Source organism: Phytobacter sp. SCO41 (assembly GCF_003073275.1).
Taxonomy (GTDB): domain Bacteria; phylum Pseudomonadota; class Gammaproteobacteria; order Enterobacterales; family Enterobacteriaceae; genus Phytobacter; species Phytobacter diazotrophicus.
The window spans coordinates 1,559,800-1,578,215 of record NZ_CP027225.1 but is presented as its reverse complement, the minus strand read 5'-3'; the positions used below and the strand labels follow the sequence as shown (position 1 = coordinate 1,578,215).

General features: G+C 56.7%; 11 protein-coding genes. 6 read left to right on the top strand and 5 right to left on the bottom strand.

The genetic code is table 11. From position 1 onward, the window contains the following. Positions 1 to 12 precede the first annotated feature (12 nt). Positions 13 to 1,356 carry a carbohydrate porin gene (locus C5523_RS07670; protein ID WP_079496213.1) on the bottom strand — a complete coding sequence of 448 codons (1,344 nt, stop codon included), beginning with the start codon at positions 1,354 to 1,356 and terminating at the stop codon, positions 13 to 15. Between the two features lie 233 nt (positions 1,357 to 1,589). Continuing rightward, on the bottom strand, positions 1,590 to 2,864 hold the full coding sequence (locus tag C5523_RS07665; RefSeq protein ID WP_079496212.1) for a PTS sugar transporter subunit IIC: 1,275 nt from the start codon (positions 2,862 to 2,864) through the stop codon (positions 1,590 to 1,592). 179 nt (positions 2,865 to 3,043) lie between these two features. On the opposite strand from C5523_RS07665, the gene C5523_RS07660 reads away from it, so the two are divergent. From C5523_RS07660 to C5523_RS07640, 5 genes are all read left to right on the top strand, one after another. Then, positions 3,044 to 3,358 carry a PTS sugar transporter subunit IIB gene (locus C5523_RS07660; RefSeq protein ID WP_039079806.1) on the top strand — a complete coding sequence of 105 codons (315 nt, stop codon included), beginning with the start codon at positions 3,044 to 3,046 and terminating at the stop codon, positions 3,356 to 3,358. Between the two features lie 10 nt (positions 3,359 to 3,368). Further along, the gene (locus C5523_RS07655) at positions 3,369 to 4,694 is read left to right on the top strand and encodes a PTS sugar transporter subunit IIC (protein ID WP_039079805.1); all 1,326 of its coding nucleotides are present in this window, start codon (positions 3,369 to 3,371) and stop codon (positions 4,692 to 4,694) included. 27 nt (positions 4,695 to 4,721) lie between these two features. Beyond that, a complete protein-coding gene (gene chbA, locus C5523_RS07650) occupies positions 4,722 to 5,027 on the top strand; it encodes a PTS N,N'-diacetylchitobiose transporter subunit IIA (protein ID WP_039079804.1) in 306 nt (101 codons plus the stop codon). A gap of 53 nt (positions 5,028 to 5,080) precedes the next feature. Next, the gene (locus C5523_RS07645) at positions 5,081 to 6,019 is read left to right on the top strand and encodes an ROK family protein (protein ID WP_108700872.1); all 939 of its coding nucleotides are present in this window, start codon (positions 5,081 to 5,083) and stop codon (positions 6,017 to 6,019) included. 62 nt (positions 6,020 to 6,081) lie between these two features. Beyond that, positions 6,082 to 7,050 (top strand): LacI family DNA-binding transcriptional regulator, encoded by a 969-nt coding sequence (locus tag C5523_RS07640; protein WP_039079802.1) that lies wholly within the window; start codon positions 6,082 to 6,084, stop codon positions 7,048 to 7,050. Between the two features lie 165 nt (positions 7,051 to 7,215). On the opposite strand, the gene C5523_RS07635 is transcribed toward C5523_RS07640, so the two are convergent. Together C5523_RS07635 and C5523_RS07630 are read right to left on the bottom strand one after the other, a co-directional pair. Then, positions 7,216 to 9,906 (bottom strand): tetratricopeptide repeat-containing sulfotransferase family protein, encoded by a 2,691-nt coding sequence (locus tag C5523_RS07635; protein ID WP_108700871.1) that lies wholly within the window; start codon positions 9,904 to 9,906, stop codon positions 7,216 to 7,218. Further along, positions 9,903 to 13,580 (bottom strand): Ig-like domain-containing protein, encoded by a 3,678-nt coding sequence (locus tag C5523_RS07630; RefSeq protein ID WP_172960880.1) that lies wholly within the window; start codon positions 13,578 to 13,580, stop codon positions 9,903 to 9,905. Before C5523_RS07630 ends, C5523_RS07635 begins: the two co-directional genes overlap by 4 nt. Before the next feature lie 66 nt (positions 13,581 to 13,646). Between C5523_RS07630 and C5523_RS27390 the strand changes: the two genes are divergently transcribed. Beyond that, positions 13,647 to 13,784 carry a hypothetical protein gene (locus C5523_RS27390; RefSeq protein ID WP_172960879.1) on the top strand — a complete coding sequence of 46 codons (138 nt, stop codon included), beginning with the start codon at positions 13,647 to 13,649 and terminating at the stop codon, positions 13,782 to 13,784. On the opposite strand, the gene C5523_RS07620 is transcribed toward C5523_RS27390, so the two are convergent. Further along, positions 13,730 to 18,403, bottom strand: coding sequence for a cadherin repeat domain-containing protein (locus C5523_RS07620; RefSeq protein ID WP_172960878.1), 4,674 nt, complete (start codon positions 18,401 to 18,403; stop codon positions 13,730 to 13,732). The genes C5523_RS27390 and C5523_RS07620 overlap by 55 nt on opposite strands. Positions 18,404 to 18,416: the final 13 nt, after the last annotated feature.

The window sequence follows — 18,416 nt, the reverse complement described above, 5'->3', positions numbered from 1 at the left end:
GTTCATCTCTCCTTAGAACCACACTTCAGCCTGGACGCCAAAGTTTACGGTATCCGTACTGCCGCTGCGGCTGTACCCCCCGGCGGAGATGGTGTTGGTGCTCCAGTCATAGTTGCCGTCCAGAGCATCAGATACGCCTTTATCCCATTTGGCGTACGTTACAAAGAAGCGCAACTGCGGGCGACTCCAGTAACCCGAGTCGAACGTCAGGGTTGGCGCGACGGTCACTTTCGTCAGCCCCCCTTTACCTTTGCCATTCACACCTTTGTAGTTTTCATCATCCAGATACTCGTAGCCCACTTCATACTGCATGGCGAAATTCTTAGTTATCTGGTGATACGGACGAACCCCGGCAACCCAGCGCGTGCGGCCCCAGCCGTCGGCATCGCTGCTCCACCAGCGGTAATTTTTATCCTTCTGGTAATAAGCGAAGGTCGAGATATCAACGTTATTCACTGACGCCATGCTATCCAGTATGACGCGCCACGACTGGGTATCGTCCAGGTTGGCCCAACCCCAGCCATTTTTACCCAGCGAATCCCCCGCCCCCAGGCCGCGTCCATACTGCATAACCAGTTTTGAATAGCCGCCGGTCAGTCCCCAGAAACCATCAAAATTGTAAACCCCGGTGATGCCATAGCCTTTTTCAGCAGACGTTGGATGGTTTTCGTTGCGGTTCATGTGATGACCGACGAATTCAAGATCCAGGCCGGTGCCGCCGATTTTCTTCAACCACACGTTGAGGGAATAGTCATCCGGATACCCCTGATCGCCCTTATCAACAGGATAGGCTTTGGTTTCATCGGTCGGAGAGAAGGCGTAGACACCGGCATCCAGGCTCGCAAAACCGAGATCCATATGATCGAAACCGCCACCGGTACCGTTGTACTGAATGTATTCCCAGTCGTACTGATGACTTGAGGTATTGGAACTGCTGTAGCGCTTGCCGCCCCAGAAGGTGATGTCCGGGGCAAAGTCGAGGTTGCTTAATTCAACAAACCCTTCGCGGAATTGCGCGTCATGGCCATCGTCGTCCCGGCAGTTCCAGTCAGCGGTACATTTGCTCTGATGGGTAATATTGGCCTGAATTTTTGCCACCGCGCCTGATGTTGATTTCAGCGTAACCTGTGGAATTAATTCGATTTTGGTGTCTTCTTCGTTCCCCAGACGCCATTTTCCATCGGGCATCAATCCTACGGAGTCGACGCGGTTGCCATCGGAATTCGCCAGAATGCCGGAACGAATATAGCCGTGAAGCGTGAAGTCATATGCCTTGACCTCCTCAGCCTGGGCGTTAGCGCAGAGTGCAGCGTTAATGAGTAAGGCCAGAGGTATTAATCGGTTCAACCTGTTCATGATTTTCCTTTTTCTTTTTCTGAGTGAAAGAGCGTCTTATTGGCGCGAAGGGAAATTTACGGATCAAAAAAGGAAAAGTACATCCAGATATGGAAAGCGCTTTCCATAATTGCCGGATCAAATCACAAAATCGAGAATAATGGCAATGATAACGTGATGAAAATCACATAAATGGGTGTGAGTTATAAAAAAGCCAGCGCGGTCATCGCGCTGGCCGGGAAACGGCGGCAGGTTTACTTACTCTCTGCATCCAATAACTGGCGTTCATACACCCTAAAAAATGGCCGGTAGATCATCCAGGAGTTGAACAACGCAAACAGGCACATAAACATGTTTTTCCAACTGCCGTTTGCTGACCAGGCAGCGCCGAGCGGCGATGGCATTGACCAGGGCAACATCGCCACGGCGCGGTCCAGTACGCCAAGGTGTGTGAGATACCAGGCAATACAGGCATTGATGACAGGAACGAAAATAAAAGGGATTAAAAATATGGGGTTAAGGATAACCGGAAAGCCAAACAGAATAGGTTCGTTGATATTAAACAGCGAGGGAATAAAGCCAAGTTTCCCGACGCTTTTCAACTGCCGGGAACGGCTGCGTAGCGCCATAAAGATCAGTGGTAAGGTGGAGCCTATTCCGCCAATCAGCAGATAGAAATCCCAGAAACCCTGCAGATAAATATGGGGAAGCTGTGCCTGCCCGCTTGCCAGCGCCTGCTGGTTTTCAAACAGATAAGTCATCCAGAAGGGATTCATGATGCCGGTCACAATTAAGGCGCCATGGATGCCGACAAACCATAATAAATTGCAAATAATCAAAGAGATAAGAATAGCCGTCAGCGTATCAGAGGCGATAATTAACGGGCGAAAGGCTTCGCTTATCAGACCCGGCAGGATCATGCCGGTGGTCAGCTTTAACGTCATATTTACCGCCGTGACAGACAGCATCACCACCAGCAACGGCACAAGGAGCTGGAAACCATTGCGCGTCATCACCGGCACCTCATCCGGCAGGCGTATACACCAGCCTTTATTGTAAAAAAACCTAATAACTTCAATACTATAAAAGCTTGATATCAACGCGCTAAATATCCCTAACCCTCCTAAATAAACATTGCTCCCATCCGTGGTTTTAAAGCCAATAAAGAGCAGAAAACTTATGCACCCTGTCAGGCCCGATAACCTTTCCGGCAACTGGTATTGCTTGGCAAGACTGGCGCTGGCCCCAAAGGCAATGATTAACGCCACCAGACCAATCGTCAGTTCAAAGGTGGGTAAAAGCATCGGGCGAACAAACTGGTAGTAACCGCCAAACCATGAGAAAGGGTTAATGGAAACAGGCGGAAAGATCAACGGCACCATCAGGCTACCGACGATAACAAAAGGCATTGCCAGCGCAAAACTGTCGCGCATGGCGGTGATGTGCTGGCTGCGGGTGAGCATATTGGCAAAAGGGGTAATCCGTTGCTCGATCAGAACAACAACAACATTCATAAACTGAATGTTCATGATGGAACCTATTTAATCCACGAAGTCGCGGGATCATCGCTTACATCGATCCAAAGTGAAAGTCTCAAACTGGTGATCGTGCTCACATTTAATGCATCCATCTATGGAAAGCGCTTTCCGTTATGAATCCAAAAAGTCTATAGTGCGCCCATTCTCGTCACACAGTCAGGAGTCTTTTCATGAAAAAAATCATGCTTTGTTGTTCCGCTGGCATGTCGACCAGCTTGCTGGTGAAAAAAATGGTGGAAGAAGCGGAAAAGCGCGGTCTGGACGTTGATATCAAAGCCTTTGGTGTCGCGGAATTTGAACAACAAGTGGGACATTACGAGGTCGTTCTTCTTGGCCCGCAAGTGAAGTACATGCAGAAGGATCTGCAACATAAAGCGAATGCCTACGGTATTCGCGTTGAGCCCATCAACATGATGGATTACGGGATGCAGAAGGGTGCAGCAGTTTTAGATTTTGCCCTTTCATTAATCGACAATAAAAAATAAGGGACACGCCATGAGTTCTCTGTACTCGAAATTAATCGCGGTGATTGAGCAAAAAATCACGCCGCTGGCCGGCGCCGTCGGCCAGCAAAAATACGTTACCTCTATTCGTGACGGTTTCATCCTTGCGCTGCCGTTTATGATTGTTGGCTCTTTTATGCTGGTGTTTATTTTTCCGCCCTTTTCCCCCGACACCACCTGGGGATTCGCACGCGCCTGGCTGCAATTCTCGCTCGATCATCGCGCCAACCTGATGCTGCCGTACTATTTCAGCATGGGCATCATGACGATATTTATTTCTGTCGGGGTTGCCGCCAGTCTCGCCCGCCATCATGAACTGGATCCACTGACGTCAGGCATGCTCTCGCTGATGGGCTTTTTGCTTATCGCCGCGCCGCTTAAAGATGGGCAAATTTCGACGGCGTATTTCTCCGGCCAGGGGATTTTCACCGCCCTGCTGGTCGCCATCTATACCACGGAGCTGTACGCCTTCCTGCGTCGGAACAACATCACCATCCGCCTGCCGCCTGAAGTCCCGACCGGGGTGGCACGTTCGTTCGAAATCCTCATCCCGGTTCTTGCCGTGGTGCTGACGCTGCATCCGCTGAATCTGGTTATTGAAGCCCAATTTGGCATGATCATCCCGGAAGCGATCATGTCGCTGGTTAAACCGCTGGTCGCCGCGTCGGACACCTTACCGGCTATTTTGCTCTCTGTGCTGGTGTGCCAGATCCTGTGGTTTGCCGGGATCCATGGCGCGCTGATCGTCACCGGCATTATGAACCCTTTCTGGATGGCGAACCTGTCCGTCAACCAGGCGGCCATTGCCGCAGGCACCGCCATTCCCCACATTTATGTGCAGGGTTTTTGGGATCACTATCTGCTGATCGGCGGCGTGGGTTCAACCTTACCGCTGGCGCTGCTGTTGATTCGCAGCAAAGCCGTGCACCTGCGCACTATCGGCCGTATGGGTATCGTTCCTGGTATGTTCAACATCAATGAACCCATTCTGTTTGGCGCACCGATCATTATGAACCCGCTGTTCTTCCTTCCGTTTGTGCTTGTGCCGATGGTCAATGCGACCCTGGCCTACCTGGCACTCGACTTTGGCCTGGTCGCCCGTGTGGTCTCGATGACCCCGTGGACCACGCCGGCGCCGATCGGCGCCTCCTGGGCGGCAAACTGGGCTTTTAGCCCTGTCATTATGTGTCTCATTTGTATGGTCACCGCCACCGCCATGTATTTTCCGTTCTTTAAAGCCTACGAAAAACAGCTACTTGCACAAGATGCCGCTGAAAATCAGCCATCCGGTGCTACAGGCCAGTCAGAAACCGCATAACTGCAATAACCGAACTCAGAGGATGTTATGGAATTAGAAGAGCAAGTCATGGGCATTATCATCAATGCCGGACAATCACGCAGCCTGTGCTATGAAGCATTGCAGAGCGCCAAAGAAGGCAATTTTGCCGATGCTGATGAAAAAATGCAGCAGGCGCAACACTTTGCCCGTGAAGCGCATTTAGTCCAGACCCAGCTTATTGAAGCCGATGAAGGCGAAGGAAAAACCAAAATGACGCTGGTGATGGTGCATGCCCAGGACCACCTGATGACCTCCATCCTTGCGAAAGAGTTAGTGACGGAACTTATCGAGATTTACCGCACGCGCCATTAATTGCACGACACCGAAGAGAGGCACAGCCTCTCTTCTTTTACTGGAGGATGACAATGCTTCACCTTGGCCTTGATATTGGCGGTACAAAAATGGAAGCGGTACTGCTGGACCAAAACGGCACCGTTCGTTTTCGTGAGCGGCGTCCAACGTATAAAGCCGACTACGCCGGCTTTCTTCATCATCTCGTCGGGATGGTGGAATACATCAAAACCGAACAGAAGCAGGAATTTACCATCGGGATTGGGCTGCCGGGCGCGATAGACCCGGAAACCGGTCTTATCAAGAATTGTAATTGTCTGGTGCTGAATGGCGAAAATTTAGCAAAAGATCTGGCCTGTCGCCTGGAACAACCGGTTTTTCTGGCCAACGATGCCGACTGTTTTACCCTCTCCGAGGCCATCGACGGTGCGGGCCAGGGTTATGGGACAGTGTTTGGCGTGATTATCGGCACCGGATGCGGCGGCGGCGTGGTGGTAAATGGACAGCTACTCAGCGGCCCCAACGCCATTGCAGGCGAATGGGGGCACAATCCACTGCCAGGCTGGACAGCAGAAAAAGATGGCCCGGTTCAGCACTGCTATTGTCTGCATGAGAACTGTATTGAAAGCTATATTTCCGGCACCGGATTTAGCCGTCGTTTCAATGAGAAACAGGCAAGCCAGCTAAGCACGGAGTCGATCATTGCCGCAGCCGAAGCAGGCGATCCGCTGGCATTCGCCCATTATCAGCACTTTATCGACGCTTTTGCGCGCAGCATCGCCGGGGTTATCAATACGCTCGATCCGCATGTCATTGTCATTGGCGGCGGCCTTTCTAACGTTGCATCGATCTATCGCGACCTTCCACCAGCTATCAAGAGGTACATTTTTTCATCCTCTTGTCACACTGCTATTGTGAAAGCCAGGTTCGGCGACGCCAGCGGGGTTCGCGGCGCTGCATGGCTACCCACGCTTCATTCGCACCAAACTGATACGGCGCGCCGTACGGCGTAAGTGACTAAAACTGGTCTGCATTTATGGTATTATTGGGAGAAAATCGCCATACAGAAAACACCATGCCTACTATTGATGATGTTGCAAAATTAGCCAATGTTTCCCGCGCCACGGTTTCACGCGTGCTGACCGGCACACGTGGCGTGCGCGACGATAGCCGTGAAGCGGTGTTAAAAGCCGTTGAAGTGCTCGACTATCGTCCCAGTTTTGCGGCGCAGACGCTGGCCAGTAATACATCAGGTTATATCGGTATGGTGTTGCCCGCTCATGAAGCCAGTTTCAGCGCGACGCTTTTGCCTCGCCTGTCGCTTGCGGTGAAAGCACTCAATAAATCATTACTGATTCAGTACGTTAATGATGAAAATGAGCAAAAAGCCGCCATACACAGTCTGCATCATCAATGCGCGGCTGTGGTGACCTTAAGTCATGCCAGTAGCGATATGCCAGCCAATGTCATCGCCTTTGACGCCTTTTCCACTAAAGGAAGCGCCAACCAGGGCTATAACTATGCTTTCGCGGCGGAAAGCGCCTGTCGTTATGTGCTCGGGAAAGGGCACCGCAATATTGCCTTGCTCGTTGATAATGAAGACGACGTTGCCAGTAAGCAGATGCTGGAAGGGTATCGCAGCGTTTTGCAGAATTACTCGCTACCGTTTAACCGCCAGTTGCTGGTTATGGCCAACAACAATATCGAACAGGCATTGTTAAAACTCATAAACAGTTTTACAAAATACACGGCAATCATTGCCAAACGCGACAGCTACGCCGCCGAGGCCATGCGTTTATTGCGTGAATTTAATATCGCCGTACCGCAAGAAGTCTCTATCGTCAGCCTTGAGGATTCCCCGCTTGCCGCGTTGCTTTATCCTCCGCTGACCTGCATCGCTTACCCTGTCGATCAATTGCTGGAACAATGTATACAACGTATTCAGTCATTGATTGATGGGCACCCTGTCTTTGTGGAAGAGGGTAAATCGATTACCGGACGCCTGGTGGCACGCGCATCGGTAACCGATATTAACGCGATGTGAAATTCCCTTTCGCGTAAATGGGCGCAGCGGGAAAACCTCGACATAAGGAGCACGATTCTGTCGCTGTAGATGACCTTGCCTGCCCTTATCCTTCTGCCCTGCCCCGTTTACGCCGTCAGCGCGCGACATTCCGCCATAAGATATTCGCGCTACTGCCGCGGCTCACTAAAACGGCCGCGTCGCGGAGGTGCGAATGGAGAAATCCAGAGAAACAGCGTCATCCTGGTCAACGTCTATTACGCTCATCACACGGTCATCCGTGCTGACGTGGCGCGACCTTAACGCCTGTGCTTTTTCCGGTTGCCCCGCCAATTCGTAGGCCTGTGCCAGATCGCGTCGCCAGTTGGCATTCCATGGGCAGGCCTGGAGTCCCTTTTCCATGTGCCCGATGCCATCGGCCAGGTGCCCTTTGCGAACATAAATCAGGCCTACCATGAAATGCGCGGTAGCGTGTTCGGGCAGATGGTGCAACAGGCGTCTGAAAAGCATCTCGGCTTCATCAAGTTTTCCCTGACGATAGTAGACGATACCCTCGGTCTGCATTCCCGGCACCGGCAGGCTTACCATCTCAACAGGCTCATGCACGATCTTCGCATTGGTTCCCGCGGTAAGCGGCGCCAGAAAGTCCGCGTAACGCCGCCAGCGTTCGCGCGCGGTCTGATAGATAGGCTGACGCACCTGCCACACACTGGCGGTCTTGACCGGCCTGTCCAGTTCAGACGTGTCGAGCACCTGTGGCTCCCACTGCACGCCCAGATAAGCGAGCATGCGGCGCGCCTCACGCTCCGGGTCAGAGACGACATCCTCGTAGCGCACCTCAAGAATTTCGCCGGGGAATAGCTGGTTCCAGTGGTGCATCAACAGATTGTGGTCGGCCAGTTGTTCACCAATCCATTGCAAATCATAGGCGAAGCCCATACCGCCATGTTTGGCTGCGTAGTCGGTGAAGTAGTTGGAGATAGCGATATCACGCGGGTCGCGTCGCACTGAGATTATCCGCGCGTTCGGGAACAGCAGCTTGATAAGACCAATGTTCTCGAAATTGTGCGGCAGCTTGTCCACCACATGCCGAACCTCAGAAGCGTTTTCTGGCACGGTTTCCCGCAGTTCCTTGAGCAGGCTGGCGGTGATACCCGCCACGACATCGGCCGACAGATCGTCCACACAGTCCGGGTAATGGTGTCCTGACCCCGTATGACGCTCCCAGCGCTCCAGCCTGGCGATCGTGCTGGGAATCACCCCCAGTTCGCCCGCGCCGTGGATTTGGCTGTGCCCCGCCAGAATCTGTTCAATCAGCGTCGTACCGGAACGCGGCATACCCAGTACGAATACCGGCAGCGTTGAATCGTTGCCGATGTGGCGCCGGTGATCGTAGAGCGAACGGCTGAATGCGTGGCGGATACGCGCGCAGCTTTGTCGGTGTGCAACCGGATCGTAACGTAGAAGTGCGCGGTGGGCGGCATTGGCTTCGTTGGCCAGGGTGAAGGCTCTGGCGTACTCTTTGCGTTTTTCCCAGGCGGCAGCCAGTTGCAGCAGCAATCCAGGCTGCACCGGGCCGGACAAGCCAGGCCGACGCGCCAGATTTTCCAGGCGAATCAACGTCTCTTCATCTTGCGGAAAACGACGGGCATTGATCAGCGCCGCATGACCGCGTGCCGGATCGATCGCCAAAATTTGCTCGAACAGCCCAACAGCCTCGTCGATACGCCCCAATTGCATATATAACTGTCCCAGCCCTTGCAGTGCCGGGAGCAGTTGCGGATGTGCCTGTAGCACGTCAATGTATCGCGCCTCTGCCCCGGCGTACCGCTGTTCCTGCGCGTCTGCACCGGCCAGTGCTACTTGCGCCTGCGCCAGCCAGTGACCGATTTGCGCGGCGTCCATATCGGGTGAAGGCGTCAGCACCCCGGCCTCCTCAAGAGCCTGTTCAGCCATTGTACGCGCCAATGCCGGATGCCCCTGGGTAGCGACGCTGGCAAGCTTCAGGCGCAGAGGAAGCGTTATTTTTTGCTGCTGCCCGGCCAGAGTAATGGCACGGTGCAACAAGGCAATGGCATGCGGTATGCGCCCCTGCAACTCAGCCAGTTCAGCGTGCTGTAGGTACAGGTCCGGATGTTCCGGGTAATGACGCAGACCATGGCGCAGCGCATCCTCGGCCTGGGCATGGCGTCCTCGCTCGGCCAGACGCTGAACATAACCGGTCAGCAGGCCGCAGTAATCGTCCTCAGCCAGTTCAGCATGGCGTGCGTCCAGCCAGGCATCAGCGCGGGCGAAGTCGCCACGGGCCAGCCACAGCTCCAGACGCAGACCGCGCAGTTGCTGATCGTGCAGCGCCACCTGCTGTGCGGGCCAGTGCTCCCGCTCGCCTGCCCAGAAGCGGTCTGCGGCGGCCAGCGTCTCATCGGCCTGATGCAACGCCTCACTTTGCAGGTAGAGACGCAGCAGTTGCTGATAGACGTCGATACGTGGTTGCAGGCGCAGACTGCACTCATACAGGGGGATAGCCTCCTCCTCCCGTTGATGCTGCACATAACAGGCAGCCAGACGCGCCAGCAGAAGCGAGTGGTCTGGTGCCTCGGTGCGGGTGGCTTCCAGCAGCGCCTGCGCCGTGGCAGATTCCCCAAGAAGCAAATGCACGGCAGCCAGGTCGACACGGGCATCGACCTCCAGTTCAGCCGGGATCAGCACCCCCAGCGTCTGGCGGGCCGCCTCTGGCTGGCCCAAATGGGCCTGAGCCAGGGCCAAAAGCACCTGTTCTGCTGATGAGAGCGCAGGCAGGCTAAAGACAGCCTCCTGCAGCGCCTCGAATTGCCGCATTTCGACCAGGCGGCGTAGCAGAATCAGTGAACCTGTCATGGTATCGCCAGCCCTTGCGAGGTGAGGACGCCGGCAGGCATCGCCTGCAGATACGCCTGAGCAAACGAATTATCCGCATTCGGGTTTGCGGCCCAGGTGCCGTTCCAAAGATCCGCGTTATTCCCACCACGAGCGAATTGGCCATTTGCGGCAACGCCGGCGACATTAGAAGAAAGCGTAGAAGAGAACCCCGCCACCCAGTTAACGTAATTGCCGCCGTGATTCATCGCCATTACTGCGTCGCCATGGCTTCCCTTAACATCACTCCCCGTGCCCACCAGCACAATCTTGTCGTCCGTGCCCAGATTCTGCGCGCCCGACCACATTTCGTTGCTATCCAGACCAACCAGCGGGCTGTAAGTGCTGTTGACCTTGATATAGATGGTGTACGCGGTATTGGCGTCAAAGACACGCCCGTTATGCTCGGAACTTTGTCCCGTCGTCAGGTCGAACACCACGATGGAAGGATCCCCGACCGAGGCGGAAGCGGTCGTGAAATTCAACCCCGTCGACGTGCTGATACCTGCATAGTTATTCCCCGCCGCGTCGTGCAGCGCGGTACTGTCGATTTGGACATGGTAGTTTGCGCCAGCCGCCAGATCCGTTGTCGGGTTGACCGTCACCGTGTGACCGCTGATAGAGACCTGCGAACTGTCGGTGATGTCGATGACCTTGTTCAGACTGCTGTTGCCGTCGTTAACGAGGGTGATATGGCCGCTGCCGGCCTGCACGCTCTCGCTGAAGGTCAGTGTCAGGTTAGAGCCCGTGGCAACGCTGCCGCCGTTATCCTGCGGCGTGCTGCTGGAGAGCACAGGCGCTGTGCTGTCTACCGTAAGACCGGTGCTGTCCGCCGCAGTGGCCGAGGTGTGGCTCGCCGTAGTGGCCGTAACAGAGACGTTGAGACCATGAACGTTGTTAATGGAGCCGGCGGCGATAGTGTATTGGGCCGTATACTTGCCATCGCCAGCAGTGACATCGCCGTGGGTACCATCGTCCCAGGCCGTCACCGGCGTGCTGGCGCCAAACTGGCTGAAATCCATGGTGACGCCGGTCACTGTGCTGGTATTGGCGTCGCCACTGGCAGAGTTATCCCACACGGCGGTGACGGTGTCGCCAATCTTGTAGGTACTGCCGTCTGCGCCACCTGGCGTGGAGGTGATGGCGATATGGGCATCGGTCACTATCGGTAACGCGGGAGCAGGACCTGCGTTCAGGCCAATCTGATAGATATCGCCGACAGCATAGCCAGCCTTACCGCCATCGCTTGTGTCGCTATCAAACAGCACAGAGTAGGTGATGTCATGGCCGCCCGCGCCATCGGAGACGATCCGCACGTTGTATAACTGCCCCCCCTGGGGCACCGTGATACCGGTGTCCGTCACCGCACTGGTCAGCTCGCCGGTGGTTTTGGAGATACTGACCTGGCTCAGGCCACCGTTACCGTCAGGGAACACGAACACCAGATCTGTGCCGTTGTCGTACACCGTGGCTGATGCCGCCAGGTAGCCGGTGGTGCTGTACTGCAGCTCATCATGGGTCGCCCTGTCCATCGGACCAACGTCCACGGCGTGGTAGCTCTGGGTTCCCATGTTATAAACAGTGTTGCTCTGGACATTGGTGGTGATGAGCGTGCCGTTGTTGTTATAGAGCGTGACCTGCCAGGTCGCACTGTGATATTCCTGACTAAAGACAGCAAAACCCCCATCGAAAGCAATGGCGTTCGTCGGCGAACCCTGCTCGTCGTTCCAGTTAACGCGCTGCCAGGTCGTGCCGCTGTCGAAGTTGGCCAGCGAACCGGTGGCGTCGAGTTTGAAGATGAAGGCGCCGATAGGCGTGCTTGTAGCCGACTGGCCGGGCGTGCCTATCCAGTCGTAGACCTCGGACGCCAGCACATAGCTGCCATCGCTCAGTGCCGTCAGCACACCCGGCGTCAACTGGAATTTCATCAACTGCACTGCCGGGCTGGCGACACCGCCGAAGTTTGCGCTCGAACTGTTGCCACCAATTAGGGTCTGCGCGCCCTGGGTGAAGTTGAGTCCGCTGCCGTTGTAGTGGAAGACAGAAATAGCTTCCTGCTGATCGGTCCCGGTCCCCATCGTCTGGTAGGCGATCGCGAAATCACCGCCATTCGCGCTGCTCTGCGCCGCGATGGTGACCCCGGTACCAGGGGCTGCCAGGGTGTTGCTGGATTGCAGATTGCCACTGTTGTCATAGATCGCATAGTGGACGCTGTAATCTGAGTAATTAGCGGTATCCACCTGCGACCAGGCCACGACGAAACCGCCGTTGGCCAGCGCCTTGATCTGTGTATCCATCATGGTGTAGCCATTGGGGATACTGATGTCAACGGTCTTGATGACGTTATTGCCCGCGTCCAGCACCTTAATAACGCCAGCGTAAAGCGGGCCGGTCGGATCCCAGGAAATATTGTCGCCGCCGGTCTGCTTCATGTACTCCAGGACCGTGTAGCCGTTACTCAGTTTCTCCAGACCGACGTTGATGGTCATCTCGGTGGATGTGTCGGTGGTACTGCCTGAGACCAACGCGCTGCCATTAAGGCCAGCACTGACGTTAAGGGTGACAGTCTGGCTGCTGTGGTTGCCAGCGGCATCGGTCGCGGTAACGATGAAGTTATAGCTGCCCTCGATAGCGGCGTTGTTCAATGTGACGACGCCGGTGGTGGGGTTGATGGAGAAATTGGCGAGGCTGTCCGCGTCCAGGCTATAGGTGATGGCATGGGCGTCCGTGGCGTTGGCATCGTACACCTGGGTGCCAGCCGCCGTGCCGCCAACAATGGTGGCGCCGGTAGCGGTGGCGCCGCCTGCGATAACGGGCGCGGTGTTGTCCACAATCACGCTGCTGCCGGAAATGATGGAAAGATTGCCTGCCGCATCAACGGCATAAGCGTGGTAAGTACCTTCGGCAAGGCCAGTCAGCGCCAGCGTGGTGCCAGCGTTCGCCGCAACGGCGACGCTGTTCACCAGGTTGTCGGCGGCGGCGGTGAGGCTGCTCAGATTCGTCACCGTCACGCTGTCGCTGACCAGATATACCGTGCCGGCCTCGGTGCTCTGCACGGTGACCGTCTGGCTGCTGTTCTCCACGCCATCCACGTCGCGGGTCAGCGTGACGGCAGGCGGCGTGGTATCGACGACGTTGTAGGTGACGGTATGCGTGGTCTGGTTGCCAGCGGCGTCGGTGGCGGTGACGGTGAATTGCGCGCCAGTGGCCTTAGCCGGGCTGGAGAGCAGCGTCACGACGCCGGTACTGGCGTTAATATGGAAGTGCCCGGTGTCGCTCAGGCTGTAAGTGACGCCGTGCGCATCGGTGGCGGCAGCGGTGTAGACAGTATCGCCGACGGCAGTGCTATCGGTAATATCGGCGGCGGTGGCAGCGCTGGTGAAGACAGGTACGGTGTTGTCCACAATCACGCTGCTACCCGAGATGGCGGAGACATTGCCGGACGCGTCCACAGCATAAGCGTGGTAGGTGCCTTCGGCAAGGCCGGTCAGCGCCAGCGTGGTGCCAGCGTTCGCCGCGACGGCGACGCTGTTCACCAGGTTGTCGGCGGCGGCGGTGAGGCTGCCCAGATTCGTCACTGTCACGCTGTCGCTGACCAGGTATACCGTGCCGGCCTCGGTGCTCTGCACGGTGACCGTCTGGCTGCTGTTCTCCACGCCATCCACGTCGCGGGTGAGCGTGACGGCAGGCGGCGTGGTGTCGACGACGTTGTAGGTGACGGTATGCGTGGTCTGGTTGCCAGCGGCGTCGGTGGCGGTAACAGTGAATTGTGCGCCAGTGGCGCTGGCCGGGCTGGAGAGCAGCGTTACGACGCCGGTACTGGTGTTGATGCGGAAGTGCTGGGTGTGCTCAGGCTGTAGGTCACGCCGTGCGCATCGGTGGCGGCAGCGGTGTAGACAGTATCGCCGACGGCAGTGCTATCGGTAATATCGGCGGCGGTGGCAGCGCTGGTGAAGACAGGTACGGTGTTGTCCACCAACACACTGCGGCCGGAAATAACAGAAAGATTGCCTGCCGCATCGACGGCATAAGCATGGTAGGTGCCTTCTGCGAGATTTGCGGCAGAGATAGTTGCGCTGGTATTGGCTGTGACAGTCGTGCTGGCCCACTGGTTGCTGGCGGCGCCCGTAATGTCGCTGAGCTGACTGACCACGACATTGTCGTTGACGAGATAGATGGTGCCACTTTCGGTACTTTGCACTGTGGCGTGGCCATCGTGGTTGAGCACGACGAGGTTTTCGTAGATGCTGCCGTCGGCGTTAAATTTCTGCACAAAGAGGTGATAGCCTGAAATGCCGCTGGCATAACCGTACCAGGTCACCATGTATTCGCCGTTTGTACCAACGGCGGTGACTTGTGGATAGAGGTCGGTCGCGCCGCTGGAAGCTTGCAGTTGTACGACACCGCCCACCAGGCCGCCGCTGGCATCGAATTTCTGCACATTGACGTCCCAATTCGAGCTGCCCAAACTCATCCAGGTAACGACATAGCCGCCATCGCCCAGCGCCGTGATGCGCGGTAATTCGTCGTAGTTGTTGCTCGTATTGTTGTGTGATGCGTCCAGTTGCACGGTAGCGCCCACTTTGCTGCCGCCAGCAGAGAACTGTTGAACAAAGACAGTGTAATCGTCGGAGCCGTTTGTATCGGTATATTCCATCCATGTGATGGCGTAGCCACCGCCGGTCAGCGCTGCAACGTACGGGTAGGTATAGTCGCTACCGAAATTACTGTTACTCGCCCCGTCCAGTGCGACGATGCTGCCAACCCTGGCGCCGTTGGCATCGAACTGCTGCACATAGGTGCTGCTGTTGTAGTTCGAGTTGCTGTAGTTGTAGCCGGACCAGGTAACGACATAGCCGCCATTAGCCAGCGCCGTGATCTGCGGCACGGTTTCGTAGTTAGTACTGTTTCCCGTCGAGGCGTCCAGCACCACTTGGGTGGATGGGGTGCCGGTAGCGTCGAACTGCTGCACGTAGATGTGGTAGTCGCCGGAGGTTTGGCCCTGCCAGGTCACCACGTAGCTACCGCTGTCCAGCACGGTCACCTGCGGGCTGGCGTTATTAGAGGAGCCTTGCGCAATCAGTGGCACGGTGTTGCCAACGGCAACACCCGCGTCATCAAAGCGCTGCACGTAGACACCGCCGCCGTTGATGTACCAGGTCACGATATAGCTGCCATCGGTAAGCGTCGCGATCTGCGGGGCGATATCCTGCGCAGAAGCGGCCCCATCAAGTTTCACGGCTGCGGATATTGGGCTACCGTCAGCGTTGAACAACTGCGTATAGATGCTGCTGTCAGTGCTGGCGCTATTCTTGCCGGTCCAGGCAACGGCATACGCCCCTGCGTCGTTAATGGCCGTCACACTGATAACACTGTCCAACGCGTTGGAGTAAGTGTTGGTCGCGCCTGATGCAAGCTGTACGGGATCACCCATCGCCACACCCTGAGCGCTCAGGCGCTGCGCATAGATCCCGTAGCTGCCATTGTTGTTGCCAGCCCATGTCACCAGGAAGCTACCGTCGCCCAGCGCGGTTGTGTCAAAACCGTTGGGGTAAATGTAGCCCGTCGCCGGGCTCAGCATCACGGGCCCCGTCGAGCTGCCGTCGAGTGTGACAGTCGGTGCGATTTCGTCCACATCGGTGACATTAACGGTGACGGTCTGCGTGGTCACATGGCCTGCCGCATCAGTGGCGGCGACGATAAAGGTGTATGCAGGCGCGTGGGTGCCTTCAAAATCAGGGCTAGCTTTGAAAGTGACCGCACCCGTTGCCGCATCGATAGTGAAATACTGGGCGTCTGCGCCATTATCCGCATCGATCAAGCTGTAGGTGACGTGCTCGCCACCATCGGCGGCGTCATTGTCAAAGGCCTGCGCGGTATAGATGGCGGTGCTGGTGGCGGTATTCTCGGCAACGCTCACCGTGGCGGTGGCGAAGCTGTCGCTGCTGTTGCCCGTGGTGAAGCTGGGGGCGACCTCATCGAGGTTATTGATGCCCAGGGTGACCGTGCGGTCGCTGGCATTGCCTGCCGCATCGGTGGCAACAACGGTGAAGCTGTAGCTGGATTTGCTTTCAAAATCCGGGTTACCGGTCAGCGTGACCGCACCGGTGGTCGGGTTGATGGTCAGACCCGCGTCGCTGCCCGCTTTGAGCGAGAAGGTCACCCCACCGCTGATATCGCCGCTGTCGGTGGCCGTGGCGGTGTAAATCACCTGACCCGCGCCGCTGTTTTCGTTAATCGCCGTGGCCGTCGTGCCGCTGGTAATCGTCGGTGCCACTTCGTCGAGATTGTTAACCGCCAGGGTGACCGTGCGGTCGCTGGCATTGCCTGCCGCATCGGTGGCAACAACGGTGAAGCTGTAGCTGGATTTGCTTTCAAAATCCGGGTTGCCGGTCAGCGTGACCGCACCGGTGGTCGGGTTGATGGTCAGCCCCGCGTCGCTGCCCGCTTTCAGCGAGAAGGTCACCCCACCGCTGATATCGCCGCTGTCGGTGGCCGTGGCGGTGTAAATCACCTGACCCGCGCCGCTGTTTTCGTTGATCGCCGTGGCCGTCGTGCCGCTGGTGATGGTCGGTGCCACTTCGTCGAGATTGTTAACCGCCAGGGTGACCGTGCGGTCGCTGGCATTGCCTGCCGCATCGGTAGCAACAACGGTGAAGCTGTAGCTGGCTTTGCTTTCATAATCCGGGTTGCCGGTCAGCGTGACCACACCGGTGGTCGGGTTGATGGTCAGACCCGCGTCGCTGCCCGCTTTGAGCGAGAAGGTCACCCCACCGCTGATATCGCCGCTGTCGGTGGCCGTGGCGGTGTAAATCACCTGACCCGCCCCGCTGTTTTCGTTGATCGCCGTGGCCGTCGTGCCGCTGGTGATGGTCGGCGCCACTTCGTCGAGGTTATTAACCGCCAGGGTGACCGTCTGGCTGCTGGCATTGCCGGCGGCATCGGTGGCGACGACGGTGAAACTGTAGCTGGCTTTGCTTTCATAATCCGGGTTGCCGGTCAGTGTGACCGCACCGGTAGAGGCATTGATGCTGAACAGCGCGCTGTCACCGGTGGTGCCCAGGCTATAGCTGAATTGACTGGGGTCGGTAGCAACGGCAGTCCAGACCACCTTACCTGCCCCGATGTTCTCATCCACAATGGCCGTCGTGGCGCTGCTAAAGACAGGCGCATGGGTATCAATAATGAGGCTGACGCCGCCGGATGCATCACTGGCGGTCGCCGCGCCTTTAATCAGTAACGACTGCGCGCCATCGGACAGATTGTTAGTGCTGCCGAGTGTAATTCCGGCAGCGACGGTGTCCAGGATGGTCTGGGTGGTCGCACCCGCATTGGCTTCAGCACCGGAGAAGGCCGCCAGCAGGAGGCCATATTTTTCACCGGCACTCAGGCCATCGGCAGCATCAAAACTGCCGCCGTTGGTAGCGGTAACCGTCGTGTTCAGAATATTATCCACGCCAAACAGGTTACTGATGGCCGTTGCCGTGTCGGTCACCTGGGTTGCGCTCAGGGTGGCGGGATTGTCAGGCGTGCCACCGAGGGCCTCCTGGGCCTTGGTATAGGCGAGCGTGGTCAACACGTTAACATTGAGCACAAGAGTACTGTTGTTTCCGGAGATAACCCCCATACTCCAAAGCTGAGCAGAGAGGTCTTTACCCGCGCCAGTGGCTTCGTCCAGGTAGTCAGCGGCACTGCCGCTGTTAATGAGTTTCACAATAACGACGCCGGTGTAACTGCCCGCAGACACCGTGACCGAGCCATCGGCCCCCAAAGTCCCCGTGCCAATCAGCGTTTTGCCATCGGCCTGATAAATCTCTACTTTCAAATCGTTACTGCTAAGCGCCGGGCCGCCGACAAAATTAAGCTGAACGGCGTTCTGGACCGGGGTTTCTCCCCCACCGTTATTGTTGTTATCGCCACCCTTATCATGCCCGCCATGGCCACCGCTTGCCGCTGCAACCCCGATCACGCCCCCCAGCCCGAGGGCAGCGGCGATATAGCCCGCATAAGAGTGCGACTGAGGAAGGTACGTGACAGGATGGCCAGTCACTACCGAGCCATCATGCAGGCCAGCTAAGATACCTTCCAGCCCGGGGTGGCCTGAGGTCATGCTGGCCAGCGCGTCAGGAGAACCGTGCGCATAAAGAACATGGCTGCCGTCAGACAGGGCTGCCCCTTCGGTGCTCCCCGGCGTAATCACCTGGGTAGAGGTGCCATCGGCAGGCAGGGTTACACTGGTATCGCTTTCGGTATACCAACCCTGTAGGGTCACCGTGGTGCCATCGGCATAGTCCAGTTGCAGATCCTGTCCGTGACGTGAAGCCACTACGTCATCAGCCAGCTTTTCCTGATCATTTTCACCCTGGCGTTTAAGCACCCGGTAAGATTCACCCGGCGCAGCCTTGTGAATATTGGTCTGCCCGGCCTGCAGGGAGATGCGGGTTTTACCGGTACTGAGCGTATATTGGCGTGGCTTCATCTGGGTCTCGGGT

Excerpts from the sequence above, each read along its gene's own strand:
- C5523_RS07670 (WP_079496213.1), bottom strand. The coding sequence starts at position 1,356 with ATGAACAGGTTGAACCGATTAATACCTCTGGCCTTACTCATTAACGCT.
- C5523_RS07665 (WP_079496212.1), bottom strand. The coding sequence starts at position 2,864 with ATGAACATTCAGTTTATGAATGTTGTTGTTGTTCTGATCGAGCAACGG.
- C5523_RS07660 (WP_039079806.1), top strand. The coding sequence starts at position 3,044 with ATGAAAAAAATCATGCTTTGTTGTTCCGCTGGCATGTCGACCAGCTTG.
- C5523_RS07655 (WP_039079805.1), top strand. The coding sequence starts at position 3,369 with ATGAGTTCTCTGTACTCGAAATTAATCGCGGTGATTGAGCAAAAAATC.
- chbA (WP_039079804.1), top strand. The coding sequence starts at position 4,722 with ATGGAATTAGAAGAGCAAGTCATGGGCATTATCATCAATGCCGGACAA.
- C5523_RS07645 (WP_108700872.1), top strand. The coding sequence starts at position 5,081 with ATGCTTCACCTTGGCCTTGATATTGGCGGTACAAAAATGGAAGCGGTA.
- C5523_RS07640 (WP_039079802.1), top strand. The coding sequence starts at position 6,082 with ATGCCTACTATTGATGATGTTGCAAAATTAGCCAATGTTTCCCGCGCC.
- C5523_RS07635 (WP_108700871.1), bottom strand. The coding sequence starts at position 9,906 with ATGACAGGTTCACTGATTCTGCTACGCCGCCTGGTCGAAATGCGGCAA.
- C5523_RS27390 (WP_172960879.1), top strand. The coding sequence starts at position 13,647 with ATGCGTGGTCTGGTTGCCAGCGGCGTCGGTGGCGGTAACAGTGAATTG.
- C5523_RS07620 (WP_172960878.1), bottom strand. The coding sequence starts at position 18,403 with ATGAAGCCACGCCAATATACGCTCAGTACCGGTAAAACCCGCATCTCC.